Source organism: Clostridium sp. JS66, from assembly GCF_033561535.1.
GTDB lineage: Bacteria > Bacillota > Clostridia > Clostridiales > Clostridiaceae > Clostridium_AM > Clostridium_AM carboxidivorans.
On the sequence record NZ_CP131467.1, the window covers coordinates 5,195,870 to 5,215,462 of the forward strand.

General features: G+C 28.1%; 17 protein-coding genes. 3 read left to right on the forward strand and 14 right to left on the reverse strand.

Features of this window, described 5'->3' with window-relative positions; all coding sequences use genetic code 11:
- Window position 1: 1 nt before the first annotated feature.
- The 3 genes from Q6H37_RS24085 to Q6H37_RS24095 all read right to left on the reverse strand — a co-directional run bounded on the left by Q6H37_RS24085 (window position 2) and on the right by Q6H37_RS24095 (window position 3,984).
- On the reverse strand, window positions 2–1,462 hold the full coding sequence (locus tag Q6H37_RS24085; protein ID WP_318737180.1) for a tyrosine-type recombinase/integrase: 1,461 nt from the start codon (window positions 1,460–1,462) through the stop codon (window positions 2–4).
- Window positions 1,452–2,546 (reverse strand): tyrosine-type recombinase/integrase, encoded by a 1,095-nt coding sequence (locus tag Q6H37_RS24090; RefSeq protein WP_318737182.1) that lies wholly within the window; start codon window positions 2,544–2,546, stop codon window positions 1,452–1,454. Before Q6H37_RS24090 ends, Q6H37_RS24085 begins: the two co-directional genes overlap by 11 nt.
- A 235-nt stretch (window positions 2,547–2,781) precedes the next feature.
- Window positions 2,782–3,984: a GspE/PulE family protein gene (locus Q6H37_RS24095; protein ID WP_318737184.1), complete on the reverse strand. Its 1,203-nt coding sequence runs from the start codon at window positions 3,982–3,984 to the stop codon at window positions 2,782–2,784.
- Window positions 3,985–4,645: 661 nt separating this feature from the next.
- Here Q6H37_RS24095 and Q6H37_RS24100 point away from each other — a divergent pair.
- Window positions 4,646–5,506 carry a YitT family protein gene (locus tag Q6H37_RS24100; protein WP_318737186.1) on the forward strand — a complete coding sequence of 287 codons (861 nt, stop codon included), beginning with the start codon at window positions 4,646–4,648 and terminating at the stop codon, window positions 5,504–5,506.
- Between the two features lie 139 nt (window positions 5,507–5,645).
- Here the strand turns inward: Q6H37_RS24100 and Q6H37_RS24105 are convergent, their stop codons facing one another.
- Window positions 5,646–6,725 carry a DPP IV N-terminal domain-containing protein gene (locus Q6H37_RS24105; RefSeq protein ID WP_318737187.1) on the reverse strand — a complete coding sequence of 360 codons (1,080 nt, stop codon included), beginning with the start codon at window positions 6,723–6,725 and terminating at the stop codon, window positions 5,646–5,648.
- A complete protein-coding gene (gene dapF, locus Q6H37_RS24110; protein WP_318737189.1) occupies window positions 6,726–7,547 on the reverse strand; it encodes a diaminopimelate epimerase in 822 nt (273 codons plus the stop codon).
- A 258-nt stretch (window positions 7,548–7,805) separates the two neighbouring features.
- Between dapF and Q6H37_RS24115 the strand changes: the two genes are divergently transcribed.
- On the forward strand, window positions 7,806–9,542 hold the full coding sequence (locus Q6H37_RS24115; RefSeq protein ID WP_318737191.1) for an NFACT family protein: 1,737 nt from the start codon (window positions 7,806–7,808) through the stop codon (window positions 9,540–9,542).
- Window positions 9,543–9,733: 191 nt separating this feature from the next.
- Window positions 9,734–11,160, forward strand: a protein-coding gene (locus tag Q6H37_RS24120) for an IS1182 family transposase (RefSeq protein ID WP_412523864.1) whose coding sequence is annotated in 2 segments (ribosomal slippage) — window positions 9,734–10,322 and window positions 10,322–11,160 — 1,428 coding nt in all. Because the reading frame shifts where the segments join, the coding sequence is not laid out codon by codon here.
- Window positions 11,161–11,244: 84 nt separating this feature from the next.
- On the opposite strand, the gene Q6H37_RS24125 is transcribed toward Q6H37_RS24120, so the two are convergent.
- The 9 genes from Q6H37_RS24125 to Q6H37_RS24165 form a co-directional block, all read right to left on the reverse strand.
- Window positions 11,245–12,396 (reverse strand): class I SAM-dependent RNA methyltransferase, encoded by a 1,152-nt coding sequence (locus tag Q6H37_RS24125; protein ID WP_318737192.1) that lies wholly within the window; start codon window positions 12,394–12,396, stop codon window positions 11,245–11,247.
- A 97-nt stretch (window positions 12,397–12,493) separates the two neighbouring features.
- Window positions 12,494–13,357 carry an N-acetylmuramoyl-L-alanine amidase gene (locus tag Q6H37_RS24130; RefSeq protein WP_318737194.1) on the reverse strand — a complete coding sequence of 288 codons (864 nt, stop codon included), beginning with the start codon at window positions 13,355–13,357 and terminating at the stop codon, window positions 12,494–12,496.
- Between the two features lie 66 nt (window positions 13,358–13,423).
- Window positions 13,424–14,761, reverse strand: a complete 1,338-nt coding sequence (uraA, locus tag Q6H37_RS24135) for a uracil permease (RefSeq protein WP_318737196.1) — start codon at window positions 14,759–14,761, stop codon at window positions 13,424–13,426.
- 58 nt (window positions 14,762–14,819) lie between these two features.
- Window positions 14,820–15,353, reverse strand: a complete 534-nt coding sequence (gene pyrR / locus Q6H37_RS24140) for a bifunctional pyr operon transcriptional regulator/uracil phosphoribosyltransferase PyrR (protein WP_007063844.1) — start codon at window positions 15,351–15,353, stop codon at window positions 14,820–14,822.
- Window positions 15,354–15,509: 156 nt separating this feature from the next.
- Window positions 15,510–16,427, reverse strand: coding sequence for an RluA family pseudouridine synthase (locus Q6H37_RS24145; RefSeq protein ID WP_318737199.1), 918 nt, complete (start codon window positions 16,425–16,427; stop codon window positions 15,510–15,512).
- Window positions 16,417–16,872, reverse strand: a complete 456-nt coding sequence (lspA, locus tag Q6H37_RS24150) for a signal peptidase II (protein WP_318737201.1) — start codon at window positions 16,870–16,872, stop codon at window positions 16,417–16,419. The genes Q6H37_RS24145 and lspA overlap by 11 nt, the downstream gene beginning before the upstream one ends.
- A gap of 69 nt (window positions 16,873–16,941) precedes the next feature.
- Window positions 16,942–17,547 (reverse strand): TraR/DksA C4-type zinc finger protein, encoded by a 606-nt coding sequence (locus Q6H37_RS24155; protein WP_318737202.1) that lies wholly within the window; start codon window positions 17,545–17,547, stop codon window positions 16,942–16,944.
- 170 nt (window positions 17,548–17,717) lie between these two features.
- On the reverse strand, window positions 17,718–18,410 hold the full coding sequence (locus Q6H37_RS24160; RefSeq protein WP_318737204.1) for a 5'-methylthioadenosine/adenosylhomocysteine nucleosidase: 693 nt from the start codon (window positions 18,408–18,410) through the stop codon (window positions 17,718–17,720).
- Window positions 18,411–18,414: 4 nt separating this feature from the next.
- A complete protein-coding gene (locus Q6H37_RS24165) occupies window positions 18,415–19,497 on the reverse strand; it encodes a 3-dehydroquinate synthase family protein (protein WP_318737205.1) in 1,083 nt (360 codons plus the stop codon).
- Window positions 19,498–19,593: the final 96 nt, after the last annotated feature.

The window sequence follows — 19,593 nt, forward strand, 5'->3', positions numbered from 1 at the left end:
TTTATAATTTCTCCAATCTTCTTATGATTTCTTTTAGAATTTCAATAGTAGGAAGAAAATGCTCCGCATAATGATCACCATAGATATTCTCCTCTAATTGTTTTTCTAACTCTGCTAAATGGTTCTTATGAACTTGTAAATACTCTGGAGTAGTAATATATCTACTACAAGTGTAGCATTTTTGTCTTTTAAGTAATCTATCGCAAATCTTTCTATCACTACAAGGCTTAGTGCAATAACCATCTTCCATTCTTGCTTTCTTATCTCTATTTTCTTTAAACCAAATTAAATCTTGCTTATTTTCTATAACAGTTTTATCAACTTTATTAATGTTACCAATAATACCTATATTCTTAAATACTTTAGCCCTTTCTTTATCTTTAACATCAGCATAATACCTATCTGTTGTTGAACAATTAGAATGTCCCAAAACATCTCTTATAATATTTATATTAGTTCCTTTAGATAACATATCTGTAGCAAGTGTTCTTCGAAACTGATGTGGTGTAAGGTTATATAACTTACCATTAGTATCAAGTATATTATGATTATGAATAAATCCCTTAATTTCTAATTTTTTATTTCTTTTAATACCATTAAACCATGATTGATAAGTAAACTTTGATATTTGAGTTATTTTCCCAATATTTTCACCTCTAAATATTCTATAAATAAACAAATAATCTTTAATACTATCATCAGCCTGTTCTCTTAATTCTTTTGTATACTCTATCAACTTTTCAACTGCAATAGCACATTCATTAGGAATAGGCATGGGTTGACGTTCCTTACGATTTTTATGGTCATACCAAGTTAAAGTATATCCACTAATTAAATGTGGCTTAATACAATCTATAGTTAATCTAAGCATATCTCCAATTCTCATTCCTGTTGATTGAAGAATAATTATTCCATATTTAATATAAGGATTTTTCTCATTTTTTAATGCTCTATTTATTTGATTCATTACTTCGTCTGGAATAAAATCTATTTTAAGTTTCTTACCAGTTTCCTCATATTCATTACCTATAAATATTTCTTTTTTAGGTACTTCATTAGGCATATATAATTGCCCCCAATGAATAATATTCTTAGCTGTAATTAAACAATTTCTTTGAATAGATTGAGAGTAATTTCTATGAGTTCTAGGATTTATTATTGTTTTTAAATACGATAATAAATCATCGACGTCATTATTAGTTAATTTTTTTAAATCTAATATATCATTCTTTTTTAAAAAATCATCAAACTTTTTAAAATTAAAATTTATTTCTTTATATAGCCAAACAGGAGTTTTATTACCTTCTCTATAATTTCTCCAAGTATAAATTTTAACTAAATTTTTAATATTTTCATTTTCTATATACGAAAAATGAAATTTAAACTTCTTGTTATAATGTTGTGAATTAATATCATTATCTATTAAATACCATATATCACCTTTAGGCATATTACTTATCATTTTCTTTACCTCCGATCAAAATACTCTTACTCCAATACTTATTTAAACTATCTCCAAGATATTTATTAGAAATATGAGTATATTGTTGAGTAGTAGTTATATGTGCATGCCCAGCAATTATTTGAATTATACTAGCATCCATACCACTTTCAGCTAAATGAGTTATATAAGTATGCCTTAAATCATGAAAATTAAATGATATTTCCATTTTCTTTTTAACTACGTCAAAAACTTCATATATTGCTCTATAAGTTAATGGTTTACCTAAATTTTGATTTTGTTGTGATACAAAAATATAACTATGCTTTGTATCAATATTATTTCTTTCTTCCATTATGAAAGTATCTATTTCTTCAAGTAAACTCATGGGGATATATAAATTTCTTCTTTTCCCTTTAGACTTTATATTTTCTAATACCCCCAATTGTTTTGAAATATCAGGATAAGGAATATCTTCAATTTGCAAGTCTAAAACTTCACCTACTCTTGCACCTGTAAGATACATTATTTTAAAAATTAATCTATCTCTCCAAGTAGGTAAGTTGTTTAAAAAAATTTCAGCATCATCATCTGATACTAATTTAAAAGTTCTTTTACTTTCTTTAATCTTAAATATTGATTGTTTAGTCTTATTACTACTTTTTGTGTGATGTAAAAGGCTTTTAAACATATTAAATGGTCTATTTACATCTTGCATTATAATTGGATTATTAATCTCCTTAATCATTCCCCAATATTTATAAAAATTATAAACTGTACTTAATATTCTATTTATAGTTCTTGCTGTTCTTTGACTTTCAACATACACAGTAACTATGTCATCACTATTATTCTTAGGTTTTCTAAGATACTCTATAAATTCACCTATTGTATTTGGAGTTACTTCGTCATATTTATAATTCCTTTTATTTAAAAAATCCCAGTATATTTTCAAATCTCTACCATTAGCCTTTAAGGTATTTAATGCTCTATCTCTTAGTCTCAAATATTTTAAGTAATCATATACAGGCTTAATTATTCTCATTTTATCATCTAACAAAATAACTATACTCTTTCCTTTGTTCTGTATTATACTTAATTCCACTTTAGTAAATACCTCCTATACATACTTTATATATCTAATAAGTTTATAACCCTATTATACTTCTTATTCTCATAATTATTCAACAATTATATAAACTTATAGATATTAATACTATGTATATAAATACTTACTACTTTAAGTACTATTAATATATACTCTTAATACTTGTCCAATATCTGAATATTACTAGTGTTTCATGCATTTAAATTAAATTTTACTGTCTATACGATTATCACTAAAGATAACAAATTTTTCTTACTAATCTTTGTGATATAACTCCAATTAAGGCATCCTCTATAAAATATGAGGGGATTCCCATTTCTAAAAGTCTAAGTACCGATTCAACAGCACTATTAGTATGTAAAGTACTTAAAACTAAGTGACCTGTTATTGCTGCTCTTATAGCTATATGTGCTGTTTCTTCATCTCTTATTTCTCCAACCATTATCACATCTGGATCCTGTCTTAGTATACTTTTAAGACCTTGTGCAAAGCTAAGTCCTACTTTATTATTTACTTTAACTTGATTTATATTATCCATAATGCACTCTACAGGATCTTCTATACTTGTAATATTTTTTTCCTTTTTATTTAAAGTGTCAAGCATAGAATATAATGTAGTTGATTTTCCACTACCTGTTGGTCCGGTTATCAAAATTATCCCGTGGGAATTTTTCAGCATGGTTTTTATGGCTTCAACATCATTTTTTAAAAATCCTAAAGAATCTAAAACCTTTACATCCTCAGATTTATACAATATTCTTATAACTATTTTTTCTCCTAATATAGTAGGAAGAGTGGAAATTCTAAAATCATAATTTTTATTTTCATAAACATACTTAATTTTGCCATCCTGAGGTATCCTCTTTTCTGAAATGTCCATAGAAGCCATTATTTTAAATCTTGTACACACAAGTGGATATATATCCTTGGGTATTTTTGTAAAGCAGCTTATAATACCATCTATTCTGAATCTTACTAATACATCACTTTGAAATGGTTCTAAATGGATGTCACTAGCTTTTTCAGATATAGCCATATTTATTATAGAATTAATAATTTTAACTACTGGCGCTTCTTGTAAACTTTCATCATTTGTAAATTCATATCCATTTTTTACGTCGTGAAACTTTTTTTCTATCTTAATAGTCTTTATAGCCTTCTCTACACTGCATTTACAGTAATAAGTATTTATTGCATCTACTATTTTATTTTTATCTCCATGAAAAAATTTTACTTCCCTATTACTTATAAATTTCAGCTCATCTTTTAATAAAATATCTGGATCTTTATTAACTACAATATATAGACATTGATCCTGTTCTTTAACAGCTATTAAACAATTTTCTCTAGCAATATTTTCTGGTATTTTCTTTACCATTTCATCTTGAATGTTTATACTTTCTAAATCAATATATTCTAACTTTTCATTACTCATAATTAAATTATTTTTAAGCCTCCATTTATCATATTGTTACTTGAAATTATAACCAGGTAAGTTATTTTTAAACACAAATGAGGCATATGATTAAATCATATGCCTCTTACTTTATTTTACACTACCATAGACACTATAATTACCTTGTTCTGCAGATATTAAATTCACAGAACTTTCTTTTTCATTATACATATAGACATCTTTTTTAATGCTTTGTTCTAAATTTTCCATACCGCAAAAGTATAAATTATCATTATTGTCTATTACTAAACCTGCAGACACATTCAAATTTTTAGTGAAGTCAAAAGTTAAAGTACAAAAAATTTGTTTGAATACAAAATTATTTAGTCACATTTACTGTATATAGTGTATACTATTTCTTATAATGATATATATTATAACTTGTTAATCAAAAAAACATCAAAATATCAATCTAAATTTATATAGTAAAACGTGCAAAAGTAAAATTTTTCTTGATTATTTATTTTTGTGCTATATAATTTATATTGTGAAATTAATATTACATAAAATTTCAATGTATATGATGTTTCGAATCCTGCCAGAATTCTTACTCACATAAATCTATAAATATATTTTCATAAATGTATGTTATTAAACAAAACTTATATAGAATAATAAATAATTAGAAAGGGATTATTAAATGCTTACAAAATTTTTAAACAAAAATGATTTTATTGACTTTTTATTTATTACGCTCGGAAGCCTTATAGGAGCAATTGGTGTAAATATGTTTCTAATTCACGCTAAACTTTTGAGTGGTGGTGTTACAGGATTAGCACTTATATTTCAATATTTATTAAAAATCCAAGCAGGTTATGTAATTATTCTACTCAATATTCCTTTATTTATATTGAGCATAATAAAATTAGATAAAAAGTTTACCATTTTTTCCTTAATAGGTACCTTGGCTTTTTCTTTGTCACTAATATTAACTGAACCTATATCTAATATTTTAAATATAAATGATAGTTTGCTTTTTTGCTTGTATGGTGGTGTAGTTAGTGGGATTGGTAGTGGCTTGGTATTTGCTCACAGAGGTTCTACGGGGGGCTTGGATATAATTTGCATGCTATTTAAAAGAAAATATACTAATTTCAACATAGGAAAAATATCTTTTTATATTAATTTAATTATTGTAAGTATTAGTGCTTTTATATTTGGACTACCTAGTGCTTTGTACACTTTAATAGCTATGTACATAACTTCTTTTGTTCTTGACAATATAGTAAAAGGTTTTAACCAATCAAAAGCTGTTTTTATTATTACCAAAAAAGAAGAAATAATATCAGAACTCATAATGGTAAAACTTAATAGAGGTATTACTTTTCTTTATGGAGAAGGTGCTTATAATAAAGATACTAAAAAGATACTTTATTGCGTTGTAACACTTTCCCAATTACCCGATTTAAAAAATTTAGTTACTTCTGTAGATGAACAAGCTTTTATCTCTATTTCAGATGCTTCTGAAATACATGGAAAAGGATTTAAATCTGGCTTATAACCTTATAGATTATTAAATGACTCTATACTTGATAAATATTTTTATGAATGTTATGTATATTTATATTTTATATTAAAAAATAATTTTCTAAATAAAAATAGTAATGTCAAACTAAAAGATTTAGTTTGACATTACTATTTCATCTCACACTACCATAAACACTATAATTACCTTGTTCTGCAGATATTAAATTCACAGAATTTTCTTTTTCATTATACATATAGACATCTTTTTTAATGCTTTGTTCTAAATTTTCCATACCACAAAAGTATACATTATCATTATTGTCTATTGCTAAGCCTGCTGACACATCTAAATTTTTAGGAAAATCATAAGTAAGTCTTTTTAGATTTAAATCTTTATAAGAAAACACATATAATGCATTTGTTTGACCACCTTCAGTTCCTAAAATAAAGACTTCATCATTCTTATAATTTGTAACAGTTCTATATATTTCTGTTAAATTAGCAGTTATATTTTTAGCATTTTTACTTTTCATGTCATAATAATACAACTGCTCACTATCTGCCTTGCTGCTTAAAATTAGAATACCATTTTTCATAGGAGAAAAATATACACAATTTCCACTTATATTATCTAAATAAACTTCCTCTTTATCCTTATTAAAATCATACATATATATCTTCTGTGAATTTTTTTCTCCCTCTATACTTCCATAATAAATTATTTTGTTTTCATCTATCCATTCATAAAGTTTACCTGAAACCAAAACTTTTGATTTTAATTTTAAATATTTATTATTTTTTATATCATATACTTTCATTCCTTCTGCACTACTTAGCGAATTGCTTTTAAAAGTCCTAAAAGCCAGCTTATTTCCATTATTGTTTAGTTTTAAATCCAATGCAGAATAAAAATCTTTTAACTGAAGTTTTTTTCCTGATGAATTTATATCTATAATGTTTTTACTGGAATTTTCACCATTTGGCACACTTATAGAGTGTACATAAACTGAATTTTTAACATTATAAGCCATGTCGATAACATTACCTGTAGTGCTCCCAACACTTGCCAAAGCTTTGTCATCTATTTTGAAAGCATTAAAGTTACCATTGCTATTTTCCAATACAGTAACTTCTGAATAGTTGGGTACATTATTTTCTTCCACCTTTTGCTCTTTTTTTATGCCACATGAAACAAAAGTTAAGCTTATTAAAAATGTAATAATTAAAATTACAGATTTTAAAAAAAATTTCATTTACAATTCATATTCCCCTTTAAAAGAAACTACTGCAGGACCCGTCATGAAAACTTCATTTTTCTTTATTTCTATGAAGAGCTTTCCACCTGGTACTTGAACTTCTACACTTCCAGCAGTAAGTGATAATTTGTTGGCAGCTATAACAGAAGCACAGCTTCCTGTGCCACAAGCTAAAGTAGGACCTGCTCCTCTTTCCCAGGTTTTCACTTTAACTTTATTGCCGCTTACTACTTCACAAAAATTAACATTTGTACCATCTGGAAAGAACTCACATTTTTCTATAGACTTTCCTTCCTCTACATTATAATCTTCAAGTTTTCCAAATATAATTGTATGAGGAACTCCCATAAGCATACTTGTTATATTATACTCTTTGTTTTCTACTTTTATTCTCTTATTTATAACTTCTTCATTGAACCTTGCAGGTATTTTTTCCACTTCAAAAGAAGGTGTACCCATATTAATAGTTACTTCCTTTATACTATTGTTTTCTAAGTGTAAAATAGCTTCTTTTACACCATCACCTGTTTCTATAGTTATAGACTCTCCCTTTACTATATCTTCATCCCACACATATTTAGCAAAACATCTTATACCATTTCCACACATGGAAGCATAAGAACCATCTGCATTCATTATAATCATTTTTATTTGTGCAATATCACTATTTCTCACTAATAATATTCCATCTGCACCTATAGCAAATTTTCTATCACAAAGTTTTTTAGCTAATTCTCCTTCTTTACCTAAGAAACTATTTTTTCTATCATCTATTACTATAAAATCATTTCCCGTTCCTTGCATTTTCGTAAACTTCACTATAATTATCCACCCTTCTTATCATAAAATAACTTGTGATTTTAATATATTCTTAATAAATGAATAAACTTCAAAATAAGTTTACTACTAGAAACTAAATTTAGCAATAATTTATTAATAAGTTGTTTTATTAACATTTTGTATCATTTGCAAAGCATACACAACCTTTATTTTAAAATTTCAAAATGATATAATACTATAGATATATATGAGTATATACAAATTAACTAATTTAACTTGCAGAGAGGATGATAATATATGGCCTTGGATGGTATTTTTATACATAGCGTAATAGATGAATTAAAAAAATATTTATTAAATGGAAGAGTTGAAAAGGTAAATCAACCTGAAAAAGATGAAATAATTTTGTCTATAAAAAATCAAAGAAAAACTTATAAACTCTTAATAAGTGCTAGTTCCGTTTATCCTAAAATTCATCTTACCCAGTTATCTAAAACAAATCCTATGCAGCCTCCATTATTCTGCATGGTTTTGAGAAAACATGTAAACACTGGAAAATTAACAAACATAAGGCAGCTGGATACAGATAGAGTAATTTTTCTGGACTTTGAAAGTACGGATGAGCTAGGATTTAATAGTATTTATACTTTAGCTATAGAAATCATGGGAAGACACAGTAACATAACATTAGTTCGTGATAGAGATCAATTTATTATGGACAGTATAAAACATATTACACCAGAAATAAACACTATAAGATTTTTATATCCTGGTATTAAATATGTACTGCCTCCTAATTCTCCAAAACTAAGTCCTTTCAATTATACTATAGATGAATTTAAAGCTTTTGTAGAAAAAAACAATGTAAAATATGAAAAAAGCTTTTTTTCTAAGGTATTTACAGGAGTTAGTTCTCAATTCTCTAATGAAATTTTTTATGAATTTGTTAATGAAAAGAAAGAGTTTTCTGAAGCAAATTTAGGTAGCATATATGATTTAACTAGAAGAGTTTTTGATAATATAAAACAAGATAATTACTATTTTGCGTCCTATTCATTAAATGGAGTAGTGAAGGATTTTTACTGTGAAAATCTACAATCACTTAAAGAATATACACAAAAAACTTATTCTTCACCTTCAGTACTTTTAGAAGAATTTTATTTTTCTAAGGATAAACATGATAGATTAAACAGCAAAAGCTCTGATTTACAAAAGCTCATAAATGTAAATTTGGAAAGGTGTTATAAGAAAATAGATATACTAGAAAATTCCCTTAATGAATGCCAAAACAAAGATACATACAAAATATATGGCGAAATTTTAACAGCCAATATTTATAGTATTAAAAAGGGAGATAAAGTTGCAAAGCTTCAAAACTATTATGATGAAAATATGGACTATGTAGACATTAAGCTAGATGTGAATAAAACTCCTTCTCAAAACATTCAACACTATTTTAAAAAATATAATAAACTCAAAAAAACTGAGGAAGCTTCTAAAATACAATTAGAACTCACAAAAAAAGATGTAGATTATCTACAATCTGTATTAACTAATATAAAGAACTCAGAAGATTATGAAAGTATAGAAGAAATTAAAAGGGAGCTAATGGAAACTGGGTACCTTAGATTCAAGAAAAATCACAATAACAAAAAAATAAAACCTTTAAAGCCTATGAAATTTATATCTAGTGATGGCATTGAAATATATGTAGGTAAAAATAATTTTCAAAATGATTACCTAACATTAAAATTTGCAGATAAAAGAGATATGTGGATGCATACTAAAAATATTCCTGGCTCACATGTAATAATAAAAAATTTTGGGAATATACCAGATAAAACTTTAGAAGAAGCTGCTAAGTTAGCTGCTTTTTATAGTAAATCTAAAGATTCTACAAAAGTAGCTGTGGATTACACTGAAGTTAAAAATGTGCATAAACCTAATGGTTCAAAGCCAGGAATGGTAATCTACTATACTAATAAAACTATTTTTATAAATCCTGAAAAACCATCTATACAACAACTGCAATAAATTTACAAGATAAAAATAATGCGAAGCTTTGCTTCGCATTATACAGGCTGTTGATAAACATATTTTGTCAGCAGCTCTTTTAATTTTTTGCCCGATAGGGATTTTTTTGATTCAAAAAGGATTTTCTGTATAAATGTCGAATATATAATATAGATAAAATTAACCCGATAGGGTTTTTACGGAGGTAATATATGCTTACAAATAATTCAGAAAAACAAAATGAATTAGAATTAGTTTATATAGAAAATTTAGTTCCCAAAAACCATATCCTTAGAAAAATAGATAAATATATTGATTTTTCTTTTATAAGAGAACTAATAAAAGATTTATATTGTCACAATAATGGTAGGCCATCAGTAGATCCAGTAGTCTTATTTAAAATGCTTTTTATTGGATATCTATTTGGTATACGTTCAGAACGTCAGCTTGTTAAAGATATTGAAGTTAATGTAGCTTATAGATGGTTTTTGGGATATAATCTTACAGATAAAATTCCAAGTCATTCAACTATAAGTCAAAATAGAATAGCAAGATTTAAAGATACCAATATATATCAAAAGATATTTGATAATATTGTACTTCAAGCTATAAATAAAAAATTAGTAGATGGTAAAATTTTATACACAGATTCAACTCACTTAAAAGCTAACGCTAATAAAAATAAGTTTACTAAAGAAATAATTACTCAGTCAACTAAAGGATATCTTGAACAACTGGAAAAAGATATTGATAAAGATAGAATAGAACATGGAAAAAAACCTTTAAAAAAAAAGAAAAAATAGCTGAAACTAAAGAAATAAAAGTAAGCACTACAGATCCTGAAAGTGGATACATGGTTAGAGAAGGTAAACCGAAAGGTTTCTTCTATTTGGATCATAGAACAGTAGATGGCAAATACAATATAATAACTGATGTCTACGTAACTCCAGGAAATATTAATGATGTAGATCCTTATATTGATAGATTAAAAACACAAATAGAAAAGTTTAATTTTCACACAAAATATGTAGTTGCTGATGCTGGTTATTCAACTAATCCAATTTGTAAAAAACTTTCTGAGAAAAGTTATAAGGCCGTTTTAGGCTTTAGACTAGGACCGCACGTTAAAGGCAAATTTACAAAATATAGATTTCAGTATGTTAAAGATTTAGATGGTTATGTTTGTGAAAATAAGTACCTATTAAAATATAAAACAACCAATAGACAAGGCTATAAAGAATATGTTAGTAATTCAGATAATTGTACAAACTGTAAATATAGAGATAAATGTTTAACTTCAGATAAAGCAAGCTTTAGAACTATTAGACGCCATGTTTGGGAGGACTATAAAGAAGAAGTTTTTAAGTTTACCAAGACAGAAAAAGGAAAAAGTATATATAATAGACGAAAAGAAAAAATTGAGCGTAGCTTTGCAGATTCAAAAAATCTTCATGGTCTACGCTATGCTCGTTTGCGTGGAATCAAAAAAGTTTCTGAACAATGCCTACTTACGGCAGCAGTTCAGAATATGAAAAAGATAGCCAGAGTGCTATCGCACATTTTTTTGATTTTACGAAACAACTATTTACAAATATTTGAAGATGTTGATATTTTCTATAAATACTACCGCATAAATTAGAATCGATAATTTTACCCAGCACTTTTAAAAGTGCTGGGTTCTTGAACAATCTGAAATAATGCGAAGCTTTGCTTCGCATTATACTTATTCCGTTGTATTAAATTTTTTCTGATTCTCTGGCTTTGCTCCAAAATACTGATAATAATAACATTTTATTCTTCCATTATAAAGCTTTCTATTTTTATTAGCTTTTAATCCAAAATACTTTTCAAATTCTGGATGAGAAGTTATTACAAAGTAAGACCAATCGTTCAAATTTTGAAAAACTTCACCCATTTGTTTATAAAGTTGTTCTATTTGCTTTTCATTTCCTAGTCTCTCTCCATATGGAGGATTACATATTATAAATCCATATCTTTTTTTTGAACTAAACTCTTGCACTGGAATTTTTTGAAAAGCTATGCAATCTGCTACTCCAGCTTTTTCAGCATTTTGTCTAGCTATTCTAATTACACTGCCATCCATATCTGAAGCTAATATTTTAACTTCATTATTGTTTATAGCATTTCGAGCAAATTTTCTATTCTCTTCCCATATATTTTTAGGAATTATACCCCAGCTTTCAGAAACAAAGCTTCTATTTAATCCAGGCGCTATATTTTTACCTATAAGAGCAGCTTCAATGGCTATAGTACCTGATCCACACATAGGATCTGCAAGAATTCTAGAAGGGTCCCACTTACTTAAAAGTACTAAAGCTGCTGCTAATGTTTCCTTCATAGGTGCTCCACCTGCAAGTGCCCTATAGCCTCTTTTATGAAGTCCAGCACCAGATGTATCTATTGTCAATGTAACTATATCTTTAAGAATTCCAACTTCTATTTTATATTCGACACCATCTTCACTAAACCATTCTGTGTTGTATTCCCTTTTCATAGCTTCTACTACTGCCTTTTTCACTATAGATTGACAATCTGGAACGCTAAATAATGTAGATTTCACAGACTTACCAACTACATGCATAAAAGCATCCTTTGGCATGAGCTTTCCCCACTCTACTGCTAAAGTACCTTGAAATAACTCTTCAAAGCTTTGAGCTTTAAATTCTGACATTCTTATTAATACTCTATCTGCAGTTCTAAGCCACATATTGCAAGTTACTATATCTCGTTCATCACCTTCAAAAGTTACTTTCCCATTTTCAACTTTTAAATCATAATATCCAAGTTCTTTTAATTCATTTGCTACTATGGCTTCTAATCCAAAAGTTGCTGTAGCAATTAGTGTATAATTCATATTTTTCCTCCAAGTATATTTATATTTATTATCTATTTTACCAAAATAAATTCATATCAAACATAATTATACTCATAATCAATAATTTTTAAAAGTATTATTTAACTACTGCTTTAATTCCATGACATAATCCTTGCGCTAATTTACTTTGATATTCATCTGAGCACAATAATTTATCTTCTTGTGGGTTAGACAAAAAACCCATTTCCACTAAAACTACAGGCACCTTTGACCAGTTAAAACCTGTCATGTCATTTCTTTGTACAACACCCCTATTGTTCATACCAACTTCACTTACTAAAGTATTTAAAATTGTCTTTCCATAATACATACTTTTTTCATTTATACTTCTAGTATTTTCATTTATAGGTTCAGGAACCAGCATTGATGCTCCGCTAACTTTACTACTATCACTTGAATCAGCATGTATCCTTATAACTAAGTCTGCATTTTCCTTATTTCCTACTTCTGCTCTTTCTACATTGCCTAAACTCTCAGAACTTTTTGTTTTAGTCATTTTTACTGTATATCCTTCTGATTCCAATAAAGCTTTTAGCTTCATTGATACACTCATGTTTACACTATATTCCGGAGTTTTAGTAACTACACCTTCAGCTCCTCCCCCATCCTTTATTTTCATTTCTGATGAACCAGGTGACAAAGGTTCCTTTTCTAAATTAGATCTATCAGCATGCCCAGGATCTATTACTATTATCTTTTTCTTTACCTCTGGAGAACTATTTGTAACTGGAGCAGAACTTTTAGTTTTTTCAGCATTATTACTTGCACTATTGCTATTATTGCTATTTGATTTAACTTGCTTAGTACTTACTTTATCTACTGGCGCAGCTGCACTTTTAGTTTTAACCATAGAGCTGTGAGATTTATATACAACAAATCCGGCCATTGAAATCACAACAACTAATACTAATCCAACTATAAAACCTATATTTTTTTTCATTAACTTATCATCTCCTTAAAAAAATTATACCAGGTATCTGTAAAGTAATACAGTACCTGGTATATATTATACAGCTTTGCTTGACTTAGATTCTAAATCATCTTTCAAATCATCTTGTACTTCAACCTCTTCAGTTGCACTTGTTTCAGGCAATATTAAGTTTAATACAATTCCTACTAAGGTAGCTAATGCTACTCCTGCTATTTCTACATCTGCTCCATTAAATTTAAATTTAACTGCTGCTCCACCTATTCCTATTACTATAATAACTGATGCTAACAACAAGTTTTTCTTCTTACCAAAATCAATTTTATCTTCAACAAATATTCTAAATCCTGATGAAGCTATTATACCAAAGAGTAATATACTTACACCACCAATAACTGGAAGCGGCATATTTTCAATTATTGCAGCTACAGGTCCTATAAAAGAAAGTATTATTGCTATTATTGCAGCTCCACCAATTACCCAAACACTATATACCTTTGTTATAGCCATAACTCCTATATTTTCTCCATAAGTTGTGTTTGGAGGTCCTCCAACAAGTCCTGCAAATATAGTAGCTACACCATCACCTAAAATTGATCTATGAAGACCTGGTTCTTTAGTAAAATCTCTTCCAACTACATTATTAGTAACATATACATGCCCTATATGTTCTGCTAAAGTTACAAACGATACAGGAGCCATAAGCATCATAGCGCTTAAATTAAATTTAGGTGTCATAAAAGGAGGCAGTCTAAACAATTTAGCACTAACTATTGCCTCTACAGCTTTATGAGGTATGATTCCTAAACATAATGCTGCTATATATCCTACTACTATAGCTACAAGTACTGGTATTACTCCCAAGAAACCTTTAAAATACATGCTTCCAATTATCCCCACACCTAATGTGATCATAGATACTGTAATCCATGCCCATCTTGGTACACTTTGTAGTGATGCATCTGTATAAGTTGAATTTAAGCCTGCCCAATTTATAGCAGTTGCTGCCAATCCCAAACCTATAACTATAACTATAGATCCAACAACTACTGGAGGCAACGCCTTATTAAGCCAATTCACTCCACAAAATTTAATTATAATGGATACTACAATATAAACCATTCCTGCAGCTAAAACACCTGAAAGCATAGCTTCTGGTCCATAATTTTTAGAAGCCACCATCATAGGTGCTATAAATGCAAAGGATGAACCTATATATGCTGGAAGCTTTGCTTTAGTACAAATTATATAAAGAAGTGTACCTACACCACTACAGAAAAGAGCAATAGATGGACTCATTCCTGTAAGAATAGGAACAAGTATGGTAGCTCCTACCATAGCAAAAAGGTGTTGAAAACTCAAAGGAATAGTAATTCCTATAGGTAATTTTTCTTCTACATCTACAATATTTTTCATTTAAACTCTCCTTTTTTAGCCTCACTGGACTAATTTAAAATTATGATTTATTTAATTTTTATAATTCATCAATTTTTACAATATCAGCTCCATCTATTTCAGAAATTTGAACTGATACTACCTCGTTTCTAGAAGTAGGTATATTTTTTCCCACATAATCAGACCTTATTGGAAGTTCTCTATGTCCTCTATCTATTAATACAGCAAGTTGTATCAATTCAGGTCTTCCGGCATGTATAACAGCATCAATAGCAGCTCTAACTGTTCTTCCTGTATATATTACGTCATCTACTAATATTACTTTTTTACCTTCTACATCAATTAAATCCGCATCTTTTAATTTAGGTTGATCATATAACTTACTTAAATCATCTCTATAAAGAGTAATATCAACAGTTTCCACAGGGATTTTTACTCCTTCAATCTGCTCTATTATTTTTGAGATTCTTTGAGCTATAGGATATCCTCTTCTTTTAATACCTACAAGAATAATATTCTCTACTCCTTTGTTTTTTTCTACTATTTCATGAGATATTCTAGTTAAAGTTCTCTTTATGCCTTTATCATCTAAAACAACTGCTTTAGTTTTCACAAAAATCCCCCCTATTTACCTAATAAAAAAACTCATGATGAAGATCATGAGCATAATTATACACATACAACTTTTGCCTTATGATCTCACAGGATCGTCTTAAAGGTATACTATTAAATTTTTATACATCTTAATTATGATAACATAATACTTTTTTTATTTCAATTCATTTCTTAAAACATTTAATACTTTTTTAAAGTAATCTGGCAAATCAGACGTAAATTCAATATATTCATTAGTGCTGGGATGTATAAAACCTAACTTTTTAGCATGAAGCATTTGTCCATTCAAGTTAAACCTTTGCTTTTTATAACCATAAACTGGATCTCCTACTAAAGGATGTCCTATATAAGCCATGTGTACTCTTATCTGATGTGTTCTCCCCGTTTCTAACACGCACTCTACAAGAGTATTACTTTTAAATCTTTCCAATACCCTATAGTGAGTTACTGCTCTTCTGCCATCCTTAATCACTGATATTTTTATTCTTTCTACAGGATGTCTTCCTAAAGGTTTATCTATAGTACCTTCATCTTCTTTTAAAACTCCTTCAACTAACGCTGTATAGGCTCTAGTCATAGAATGATCCTTAAGTTGCTCTGCTAACTTATTATGAGACTTATCATTTTTAGCAACCACTAATATACCTGAGGTATCCTTATCTATTCTATGCACTATCCCAGGTCTTGTTACTCCATTTATGCCAGATAAATCACTGCAATGATTTAAAAGAGCATTGACTAATGTACCAGTATAAACCCCTGAAGCTGGATGAACCACCATACCCTGTGGTTTATTTACCACAATAACATCACTATCTTCATAAACTATATCTAATGGTATATCTTCAGGCTCTATATCCAATCCAACAGGATCAGGTATAGTAATAAGTACTTTATCTTTTATCTTCAATTTGTAATTACTCTTTTTTAAAATTCCATTTACTTTTACCTGTGACTTTTCTATAAGTCCTTGTATGTAAGATCTAGATTTATCCTCCATTCTTTCTGATAAAAATAAATCCAACCTAGCATTCACTGAATTTTCATCTATAACAAATTCTCTAGTTTCCATACTTATCTTCCTTTATTAAATAAATTGCTAATAAAAAGGTTCCTGTTACTACTAAAACATCAGCCACATTGAAGGTAGGGAAGTAGTATACATCTTTATAATGTAAAGTTAAAAAATCTACTACATACTTATAATAGGTTCTATCGATTAAATTGCCTATAGCTCCACTTATTATAAGTGCCAAACTTATTCTAAGTAATTTTGAAGTAGGTTTATATTTTATAATATAATAGATTATACCTATCATAACAATAAATGTAACTATACTTAAAAAAACTAACTTATTTTGCAAAATACCAAAGGCAGCTCCTCTGTTTTCTAAATAAAAAAGTCCAAAAAAGTCTTTTATTACAACTATTCCGGAGGTATTTGATAACTCTTTAAGAGCCCATAACTTTGTAACTCTATCCAATATCAATCCCAAAATTATTATTAGTAATTCCATTTACATCCCCCTTTTAAAGCTTAGGAAAAGTTAACAAGAATCTTCTCGTTAACTTTTCCATTTCAATTACTACGGTAATTGATTTTTATACTGTTCATTACTTATTCTTTCTATTGGTTCCACATAATCCTCATCTTCATCACTATATACATCTATTACATTTTTTATTCTATTAAACCTTCCTACAGCTTGATAACTATCTTCTGCATCAAAGCCTACTTCATCTCTGCGATCGTTATGTCCATATCCAAAAGGATAACCAGGTTCTTGCTTTTCTATAGGTGTATTTCTTTTTTCATCTGAATAAGAATTACTAAGCCATTTTTGGCATTCCACACAATGATCTGTATAAGGAATAAATTCTAATCTTTCTTCTTTTATATCCTTACCACATATACTGCACTTCCCATAAGTACCTTTATCTATGTTTGAAAGTGAATTCTCTATTTTTTTTATAATAGACAACTCATTGCCTTTAAAGGCTATTCCTCTTTCCTTATCAAAAATTTCAGTAGCAATATCTGAAGGATGATTATCATAAAAAGATAACTCTGTAGATAGTTCAGCGTTAGAATTAATAGTTTCATTTTCCTCCATTTGCTTTAACAAACTATATACCCTCTTTTTTTCCAATTCCAATTTTTTTCTAAAATGCTCCAATCTTTCATTATTCATAACCCCAGAACTCCTTTCTCATTATAGAGTAAAAATAACCTAATTTTATTTTTACTAAAAATATTTTATTTATTCTGCAGTTATGGAAATAATTATGGAATCAAATTAATTTCATAAAATTGTTTTTTAGAAAGTATATTTTAAATACAACTTTTTCATACAAAATCAATTTAAATATTCATAAGCATATTTTTTAAAATATCTGTTGAGTTTTTTATAGCTATTGGCGCAAACTTCTCATAATCCATATGTGCTCCATTATTAGCATTGTCAGATATGGATCTTATAACTACAAAAGGTATATTATTTAAATGGCATACCTGTGCAATACTTCCGCCTTCCATTTCACAAGCTAGTGCCTCAAATTTTTCATTCAACCACTTTATCTTCTGCGTATCAGAAATAAATTGATCTCCTGTTACTATCCTTCCAATAAAGCTATTGCTTTTTTCAATATTTTTGCAAGCTGCTTTAGCTTTATCTATAAGATCAGTATCGCATTTAAAATCAAAGGTATCCAATCTTGGAATTTGACCTATAGGATCTCCAAAAGCTGAAGTATCCATATCATGTTGAACAAGATTATTAGCTATAACTATATCACCTGGATATACATCTTTTCCAATACCTCCTGCTATGCCAACATTTATTACCTTATCTACTTGAAAATCATCTATTAATATTTGAGTACATATAGCTGCATTTACTTTACCAATACCACTTCTAACAACTACTACTTCTTGATTATAAATTTTTCCTGAATTAAAAAGCATATTGGCTTTTATTTCTTTCCTATCTAACTTCATTTCCTTTAACAAAATTTCTAACTCTTCATCCATAGCTCCTATTATTCCTATTACCATCTTTTTACCCCCTGTTTATACTTTCTTTTAAGGCCATCTTAATTTCTTCCTCACTGACCTCTACTTTTGTTTTGCACCTTTCTTTATACTCTAAAAGCACAAATTTTAATTTATCGTTATTTTTCTTATCATGGTTAATAGCATACATAAATGAAGAATAATTGTCAACTTTATACTTTACAGGCATACTAAGCTTTTTTAATATACTTTCTACTTTACCATATGTATCTAGAGGTATCGTAAATTTATTTTGAGATAACTTTATAGAAACAAGTATTCCAAGACCTACTGCTTCTCCATATGATACTGTAAATTTAGATGACATTTCTATTCCATGTGCTATAATATGACCAAAATCTAATACATTTGTTAACCCTTTGTTTCTAAACTCTCCAAATAATACTTCTGATTTTATTCTTAAACATTCTTTTACTATATGACCTAATTTGTCATTTTCTCTTTCTAGTATATATTTATAGTTCAAATTTATAAAATTTAATAACTCTACATCACCAATTACTCCATATTTAACAACTTCACCTAAACCATTTTTAAATTCTTTATTACTTAATGTTTTTAAAAATCTAGTACATACATATACAAATACAGGGTTATAAAAATTTCCTATTAAATCTTTAACGTTTCCATAATTAAATCTTACTTTTCCACCTATACAACTATCAACTTGAGATAATAGCGTTGTTGGTACATTTACAAGTTTTATTCCACCCATATATGTTGATGCAACAAAACCCACTAAATCTCCAACATTTCCTCCTCCAAAGGCTATAATAGTACTATTTTTATTAGCATCGTTTTCCAAAAGAAAATCATATACATTTTGTATGGTATAAATATTTTTTTCCTTTTCCCCTTGAGCAATGCAAAAAACTTTACAATTATTTTCTGACTTAATATGCTCTATTATATCTTTATACAATTCATATACTAAACTATCTGTAACAATAAATATTTTTTCACTTATCTTAATTCTGTTTTTTTCAAATAAGGTATGAAACTTATTAATATTATTATCTATATAAACACTATACTTTTTGTCTCCTGTGTCAACAATTATTTCCTTCATTCATTTCACCACCTTTATTATAAGCTTAAATCATATCTATATTATACCATATATGCAATATTTCTATTTAAATAGCGTAAAAATAAAAAAGCCACT

What these genes read in the sequence shown, in the direction of transcription:
- Q6H37_RS24105 (WP_318737187.1), bottom strand. Translation starts at nt 6,725, where the DNA reads ATGAAATTTTTTTTAAAATCTGTAATTTTAATTATTACATTTTTAATA.
- Q6H37_RS24130 (WP_318737194.1), bottom strand. Translation starts at nt 13,357, where the DNA reads ATGAAAAAAAATATAGGTTTTATAGTTGGATTAGTATTAGTTGTTGTG.
- Q6H37_RS24155 (WP_318737202.1), bottom strand. Translation starts at nt 17,547, where the DNA reads ATGAATAATGAAAGATTGGAGCATTTTAGAAAAAAATTGGAATTGGAA.
- Q6H37_RS24145 (WP_318737199.1), bottom strand. Translation starts at nt 16,427, where the DNA reads ATGGAAACTAGAGAATTTGTTATAGATGAAAATTCAGTGAATGCTAGG.
- uraA (WP_318737196.1), bottom strand. Translation starts at nt 14,761, where the DNA reads ATGAAAAATATTGTAGATGTAGAAGAAAAATTACCTATAGGAATTACT.
- Q6H37_RS24125 (WP_318737192.1), bottom strand. Translation starts at nt 12,396, where the DNA reads ATGAATTATACACTAATTGCTACAGCAACTTTTGGATTAGAAGCCATA.
- Q6H37_RS24165 (WP_318737205.1), bottom strand. Translation starts at nt 19,497, where the DNA reads ATGAAGGAAATAATTGTTGACACAGGAGACAAAAAGTATAGTGTTTAT.
- Q6H37_RS24095 (WP_318737184.1), bottom strand. Translation starts at nt 3,984, where the DNA reads ATGAGTAATGAAAAGTTAGAATATATTGATTTAGAAAGTATAAACATT.
- Q6H37_RS24085 (WP_318737180.1), bottom strand. Translation starts at nt 1,462, where the DNA reads ATGATAAGTAATATGCCTAAAGGTGATATATGGTATTTAATAGATAAT.
- Q6H37_RS24100 (WP_318737186.1), top strand. Translation starts at nt 4,646, where the DNA reads ATGCTTACAAAATTTTTAAACAAAAATGATTTTATTGACTTTTTATTT.
- Q6H37_RS24115 (WP_318737191.1), top strand. Translation starts at nt 7,806, where the DNA reads ATGGCCTTGGATGGTATTTTTATACATAGCGTAATAGATGAATTAAAA.
- Q6H37_RS24160 (WP_318737204.1), bottom strand. Translation starts at nt 18,410, where the DNA reads ATGGTAATAGGAATAATAGGAGCTATGGATGAAGAGTTAGAAATTTTG.
- lspA (WP_318737201.1), bottom strand. Translation starts at nt 16,872, where the DNA reads ATGGAATTACTAATAATAATTTTGGGATTGATATTGGATAGAGTTACA.